The 6,660-nt window shown below is 39.1% G+C and carries 6 protein-coding genes; 1 reads left to right on the plus strand and 5 read right to left on the minus strand.

What is annotated here, in order from left to right; all coding sequences use genetic code 11:
• Positions 1 to 66 precede the first annotated feature (66 nt).
• The 5 genes from H6G76_RS35720 to H6G76_RS35740 form a co-directional block, all read right to left on the minus strand.
• The gene (locus tag H6G76_RS35720) at positions 67 to 801 is read right to left on the minus strand and encodes a tetratricopeptide repeat protein (RefSeq protein ID WP_190710922.1); all 735 of its coding nucleotides are present in this window, start codon (positions 799 to 801) and stop codon (positions 67 to 69) included.
• A gap of 114 nt (positions 802 to 915) precedes the next feature.
• The gene (locus tag H6G76_RS35725; protein ID WP_190710923.1) at positions 916 to 3,417 is read right to left on the minus strand and encodes a filamentous hemagglutinin N-terminal domain-containing protein; all 2,502 of its coding nucleotides are present in this window, start codon (positions 3,415 to 3,417) and stop codon (positions 916 to 918) included.
• 26 nt (positions 3,418 to 3,443) lie between these two features.
• Positions 3,444 to 3,905 carry a GNAT family N-acetyltransferase gene (locus H6G76_RS35730; RefSeq protein ID WP_190710924.1) on the minus strand — a complete coding sequence of 154 codons (462 nt, stop codon included), beginning with the start codon at positions 3,903 to 3,905 and terminating at the stop codon, positions 3,444 to 3,446.
• A gap of 403 nt (positions 3,906 to 4,308) precedes the next feature.
• Positions 4,309 to 4,851 (minus strand): hypothetical protein, encoded by a 543-nt coding sequence (locus H6G76_RS35735; protein ID WP_190710925.1) that lies wholly within the window; start codon positions 4,849 to 4,851, stop codon positions 4,309 to 4,311.
• Between the two features lie 91 nt (positions 4,852 to 4,942).
• Positions 4,943 to 5,206 carry a hypothetical protein gene (locus tag H6G76_RS35740; protein WP_190710926.1) on the minus strand — a complete coding sequence of 88 codons (264 nt, stop codon included), beginning with the start codon at positions 5,204 to 5,206 and terminating at the stop codon, positions 4,943 to 4,945.
• A 402-nt stretch (positions 5,207 to 5,608) separates the two neighbouring features.
• Here H6G76_RS35740 and H6G76_RS35745 point away from each other — a divergent pair, with 402 nt between their 5' ends.
• Positions 5,609 to 6,568, plus strand: coding sequence for a hypothetical protein (locus H6G76_RS35745; RefSeq protein ID WP_199337643.1), 960 nt, complete (start codon positions 5,609 to 5,611; stop codon positions 6,566 to 6,568).
• Positions 6,569 to 6,660: the final 92 nt, after the last annotated feature.

Genomic DNA, 6,660 nt, shown 5'->3' on the forward strand with positions numbered 1-6,660 from the left:
ATTCGGTTTATAGCTTGGGTTTTCTCTATTAACCAATCTAAATTATCTAAGTTTTATTTAATTTTCTTATATTATTTTACCATAGTTACTCTGGGAGAGCCATTTTTTTAACCATTTATCATAAGTTACGAGTAAATTAAGTAGGTTGGCTTGCGAAGAGGCTTTATTCTCAAATGAACTGTTAGAGTCTTCAATAACTTGTTGATAAAGCTGAATAGCTTCGGTAGCGTTCTCTTGAACTACATTAAATGTTTGTTGTTGAGAAATAGGTTCTTCTATTACCGCAAATCTATCTTTAAACTGTTTGTAGATATATCTTTTGGTATCGCCTAATGAAAGTAGAATAGTGCTGACCTGTGCTGAAGAGGTTTGTTTAGCTAATAATAAAGCCTTTTGCAAAATAATTTCAGATTCTTTAAGCTTACCTAGCTGGCGTAAAACATTACCCAAATTTAGTAATCCTAACAAAGTAACAGATGACCCAGTTTCCTGTTTAATAATTTTTGCTACTAGTTTTTCTGTCAATTCTTCTGATGACTCTAAAGAAGAATTACAAATCCAATCATCTGCATTTATATTTAAAGCTGGCAAAAGCGTTTTGCAAGCGCGAGAATTTAACCCTAAAGCTTGTAGTGCTAAACTTTGATTAATTAGACTTCCTGTGATGCCTTCATTATATTTCATCTGTTGATAAATTTTTGTAGCTTCTTTAAAGGAATCAAGTGCTTCCACTGGAAGACCTAATCTTAATTGTTGATTACCTTTATCAGTCAATAATTTTGCTTGACTACGTTGTTGCATTTCTTTAGTAGTAGCATAAAGGCTATTGGTAAATGCTTGGTTCGTAATCAGAGAAAACCCTAGACCTACTAGCAATAAATGCTTGGTTATATGGTTATACTTAATCATTTATTGCTATCCTTCTTTGTTAGGATTATCTGCTAACTTTCTTGCAGTAGGTCGAAAAGAACAAGAATTCTTGGATAAAGAAGTTTCAGCACTAATAGTATTTGGTTTCTCTGTTAATGTGACTGTTCCATCAGTATTGAATTGCCAACCTTGTGCTGGTATGATTTTGGCAGTTTCTTGAGATGGTAGTAATCTTGAGTTTTCTAAAGTACTAGTTAAAGCCACAGTAATTGAATTATCTTGCCAAGCGAGATTTGTGTTGGGAAGATTGTCAAAGCCTTGTGGTAGTCCGCTAGTACCAGTGATTACAAATTCATTAGGGCTGATGTTCTGAGATGTTCGTCCCTGGCAGACTGAAGCGATTTTTGGGGTTTGGGAAGATAATTCTAGTTTTGCTTTGGTAGGTTCTGGTTGAGTTCGGGAATTTATCTCAACAGTGCCGTTAATGCCTTGTTGCGAAGAAGCTGTAAGCAAACTGTTAGAAGATAGAAACAGTCCTTTGGTATTAATTCTAATATTTCCACCTCTGCCTGAAAAAGCATCCGCAGTAATACTGCTGTTGTTGAAACCAGCGATGACATCAGCGTTGATTGTGATGTTACCGCCGTTGCCAGAGGTACCTTGTTGACCAGCAGTGGCAGAGACAATGCCATTGTTTAGTCGAAGAATGTTTGAATCAATGGCAATATTTCCGCCTTCTGCGATCGCGGTCGTGGCACTGATACCTCCACCATTGGAAATGTTGATTGTGTTTGCCTTGATATTGATGTTTCCAGCGTTGCCAACGCCTTCGTTGCGGACGGTAACTAGAGCATTGCCAGTAATATTTAAAAAAGGAGTATTAATATTAATGTCTCCTGCTCTTCCAGAAGGGATAGGAGGAAGTCTAAATAAATTTTGCAGGGTTTGGGACTCAATATTAGCTGACGAAATCACTAAAGACGGATTTAAGGAATTAGGTGTTGCACTTATATCTAAGAACTTGGAGGCATTTATAATAATGCTCCCACTATTGCCGCTTGCAAATGCAGAAGAATCAATTCTACCGCCTTCTCGAACTAACAAGCTTGATGTATTGATTTCTAATTTACCCGCATTACCAGTGTTAAAGGCTGTAGCAGATAAAGCACTTGGCTGCAAGGTGCCTGGGGCATAACCTTCTACTATTACGTCAGTTGCATTTATTGCCAAATCTCCTCCTGTACCAGAGCCGAATGTCGAGGCTCCTATTACACCACCGCCTGTAGCAATCAATTGTTGTGTTGACACCAGAATGTTGCCAGAGTCTCCCGAACCAAATGTTCCAGTACTAATAAGGCTAAAAAGAGCAGAATTACGAGGTGAAACTCCGATTAAACTTACAGAATCAGAAGCCTTAACAATTATGTTGCCACTACTGGCAGGGCTAAATGTCAAAGAATTGATCTGCCCCCCATCTCTAATAATCAATTTTTGAGTTGATATAACTGTGTCTCCACCTTTACCGCGCCCTAAAGTCTCATTTCGTAAGCTTCCAGCAATCCTAGCTATTGGATCAGTACCACTTATATCTAAGGAGTCGGAAGCATTTATATTGATTTTTCCTCCCATCATTGCTCCTTGATTTTGAACTAAAATAACGGAGCCATCAATGAGTGTAATATTTCGTCCTTGTAAATAGATTGAGCCACTGTTAATGCCACTGGTATCAACTAGAGAGCGTTTTAACAGTTGAATGTCTTGAAAAGAAGATGTGTTGTCGTAAGACAAATTCCAACCAGAGGATGTTTGTATTAAGTTAACTAAACCGTTGTTTCCTACGCTGCCTAGTTCAATCCTTCCACCTTCGGCTATTATCTCACCGCCATCTAAAATTACATTCCCTCCAACCAATGCTAGAGTCTTTGTTGATTGAACTTGTAAACCTGTTAATCTATTTCGTCCGAGTACTGGAGAAAATCGTGAACCACTTAAATTATGTCCTGTTCCTTCGATACGGAGCGCATTAGGGTTACTTCCAAATTGCAATCCAATAGGTGAACTCATGGTTAGTATAGGTGTGAGTTGGGGTTGATTTGCTACGAACTCGAAGCCATCTGCAAACTTAATACTATTTGCAGTAGTGCTAATAAATGAGCCACCAATATTTAGCTGTGCATTTTGTCCAAAAACAACTCCATTTGGATTGATTAAAAATAAATTTACTGTACCGTTAGCACGAATCAGTCCATCAATAGTAGAAACGGAATTACCAGTGACTCGGCTTATAATATTTTGAACATCCAGTGAATTGTTAAAATAAGCTTGGTTCCCAGTAGAGACAGAAAACTCTTTAAAACTATGGAATAAATTTCCTTCTAACTTGCTTCCATCCTCTATAAATATAGTATTATTACCTAATTTTATGCTTGTATTATTGGGTAATGTGCTGTCAGGAATAATTTGAGATTGAGATGGAAAAATATTTACTATGTTATATGCTAAAGCAATAGCAGTAATTTTCAAAAAGAGATAATATCTATATTTCATAATTAAAATTATTTGAGTGAATATATTTAAGCCTTATACTTCATAAAAAACACAAAGCCTTTAAGAAATTTTTTTCTTAATTGGGATAAGAAAAACTTAGATTTAAGGGAATTTGGTAAATCCTGATAATCAACTGTTACAAAACATCTTTTTGTGTAAAAACTCATTAGTTCTTTTTTTACACATTTTAAATAAAGGGGTTTGGTAGCTTCAATAATTAAATTCTCTATTAAAAAAGTTCCTAAGCCTTGATTTCTAAAATTTGGAGCTACGTATAGACTACCCAATTCTTGTGCAAGAGGAAAATTACGTAGCTGTCCAAATGCTACTAAACGGCCATGATATTCAATTACTAAAAATTGCTGCAACTTCATTTGTGTTGGATCAAGTCTAGCTTTAACAATAAAAAATATAATTAACCAAAGATCACTGAGCTTGGCTTTTCTAAGAGTGTACTCGTGCGATAATGAAAAATTAGCCTGTTTCATTTAGGTCAAAATATAAGTTAGTAATATATCAATTAGTTTGAGAGAAAACAGTATCATCACAGAAGGAAGCAGAAGCAAGCAAACTGCCTAATGCTGCCTGCAATACACTATATACAACCATAAACAAAATAAAAAATAATTCCACACTGACAATGGTTACTCAGATGCGACCGTGAGCTTCATCTATCTCTGCATTGCGCCAGTTGCGGAGAAATTTAACACGCGACTTGTGTTTCATAAGAAGATTGGTATTGAAACAACCAGGATTAGTTTTCCTGGAAGAACAGCAACAGTCAAGCAAGAGTAATGATATTTAACGATCACAACCTAGCACTAATTGGAGAAGACTGATTTTAAAAGTCGGTGGAAAGATTAAGAGGTTGAGCAATCGCTCGTTTAATTCTTACGTTGTCGTCTTCAGTTCCTCATCCTCATCTTCGTCTTTCTGTTGTTCCTCCTTACGGTTTAAGTAGGTGCAGTAGCGATTAATAGCAATGCCGGAAGCTACGCCAACAGCAGCACCAACAAAAACAGAAGCAACCACAGGTTTTAAATCACGATTCCACAGAGCATTGGAGTAGAAAACAGCCAGCAGAACGTATGCAACGATGGCAACTAGAACATTAAAGGCCGCTAATACAATTGGTTTGGGAAGATACTGCCTTTTGAACACAAACCACTGCACAGCAATAGCAATCGCAGCAAAGATGAGTGTAAAAATGCTTAAAAGGATAACAACATAGCTCTTCACAAGGGAATCTAGTCTGGAGGAAAACCAAATTGTGAGAGTGACAAAGGTAGCAATAGCTGCACCAACAGTAAAAACCCCAGAATTAATGATAGCCCACCACCCCCAATCGAAACCTAGCTGTTTTCTGAGGAGTTTGTCTTGAACAATGGTAATAGCGTTCCACAGAAGTATTGCTGACCAAACGAAGCCGTCCATTGATTTTCGGTAGTATGCCAAACATTCTTACGATACGCGAAACCGATACAAGGACGCGCGGCTGATTAAGGTGATCGCCGCAGCGAGGTGATCAATCACAAAAGCGATCAACACGCAAATCGCGCCAGACATCAGAAACCTGCCAACCGGAGTTACCCACAGACTGAACTGGAGGATTGTCTAGTAATGGGATATAGCTAGGTTGAGGCTCTGGGGCAATTACGGGTACAGGTGGCTCTACTACAGGTGGCGAAAGATTAACAGTCTCAGCAGTTTGAAGAAGTTGGTCTTCGGCTAGCTCTATTTCCCGCATCTGTCTGAGGGTAAGTTTGTCAGATTTTTTGATGATTTTCATGAGAGTTAAAAATTGTAACTAGTAGTAGTAAAAAAAAGCTAAGTACCAAATGGAGAAAGGGAGATAGCTTTTGAAGCAGCCTGAGAAGGAACGTAAAAGCGATGATAAAAATCGGAACTAAAAAGTACACAGGATAACTAGGATACAACAGATGAGAGAGAAATACGAGTATTCGGACTAACCCTAAGCCTTCATGATGCAGAGATATTTAGTAATCGTAAGAATGTCATGAATGTTGGAAATTTAAATTGAACACATTGTTACAAGCAGCAGAAATGCAAAGATATAAGGAAGTAACAAAAAGCCCCAACCTTAGCTAAGGAGTGGGGAGTAAAAAAACCTTAATTCCATGATGGCACAAATAAATACCACATCGACAACCTTCAGACCGGAGGTGGGAAAATGACTCCTACTCCCCCTCGCCAGAAGACGGCCACCGCAACGAGCGCAACTCCAAAGCGAAAACAAAAGCAGCCCCAGCATGAACAAGCACAAGTAGTTACTGTTGAGGTGGTATCACAAGAAGTTCCAGAGTTAAGCCAGGAGGAACAGCGCGATCGCGCCCGGTTAGAAGAAAAAGTTGAGACAGCGTTTTACGAAGCGGGTTGTGCTTTGAGAGAATTGCGCGATCGCCGCCTTTATCGTTCAACGCACAAAACGTTTGAGGAATATTGCAAAGAGAGGTTTGGGTTTGAGCGTCGTCATCCTTATAGATTAATTGAGGCGGCAGGTGTTGTAGATAATCTCAAAAAAATGTGTCCAATTTGGACACAAAAAAATGTGGTGTCCAAAACAGTAACGGTAGAAACTGTTGGTACGTCAGTCCTGCCCACCTCTGAAGGGCAGGTGCGGCCACTGACAACACTAGAACCACAAGAGCAGCAGAAAGCATGGCAGCAAGCAGTCGAAGCAGTTGGCGGGAAGGTTCCTTCTGGGCGTGTGGTCAAAGATGTTGTAGACAAAATTCGAGAGCGCACAAAAATTCCAAATCCGTACCGCAAAGGTGAAATCTGCATACTAGTCCCCAGAGATAACCCAGATTTGCGAGGTAAAAGTGGTTATTGGGGTGTGATCACTCACGTTGGAGATTTTAGCTGTACAGTCCAAACCTGGGACGGTGACTACACAGTGAAGATAGAACACCTAAAAACCTTAGAACTGTTAGATGACGATTGCAAGTCTATGCAACAGTTATGTATGCGATTGCGACGGTTACATCAAGTGGCAGACCATGACCCGGCTGTGGATTGGCTGTTGCAGGGGTTGGGGAAACAGGCGAAGCCTTATCTGTCAGCGTTACAGGCAAGGCTGTTGGGGGCGATGGAACGGGAGTATGGGCTAGATGGGAAGCAAAAGAAGTGATTGTAAAGAATAAGTTGCTGTAGTAAGGGCGATCGCTACTTTCAAAATCCAAAAATTTCTTGACGCATCAATGAACCTTTAGATGTGAGAAT

The organism is Nostoc sp. FACHB-152 (assembly GCF_014697475.1).
GTDB lineage: Bacteria > Cyanobacteriota > Cyanobacteriia > Cyanobacteriales > Nostocaceae > Nostoc_B.

Coding starts and splice junctions, on each gene's coding strand:
- H6G76_RS35720 (WP_190710922.1), bottom strand. CDS start 801: ATGCAACAACGTAGTCAAGCAAAATTATTGACTGATAAAGGTAATCAA.
- H6G76_RS35725 (WP_190710923.1), bottom strand. CDS start 3,417: ATGAAATATAGATATTATCTCTTTTTGAAAATTACTGCTATTGCTTTA.
- H6G76_RS35730 (WP_190710924.1), bottom strand. CDS start 3,905: ATGAAACAGGCTAATTTTTCATTATCGCACGAGTACACTCTTAGAAAA.
- H6G76_RS35735 (WP_190710925.1), bottom strand. CDS start 4,851: ATGGACGGCTTCGTTTGGTCAGCAATACTTCTGTGGAACGCTATTACC.
- H6G76_RS35740 (WP_190710926.1), bottom strand. CDS start 5,206: ATGAAAATCATCAAAAAATCTGACAAACTTACCCTCAGACAGATGCGG.
- H6G76_RS35745 (WP_199337643.1), top strand. CDS start 5,609: ATGACTCCTACTCCCCCTCGCCAGAAGACGGCCACCGCAACGAGCGCA.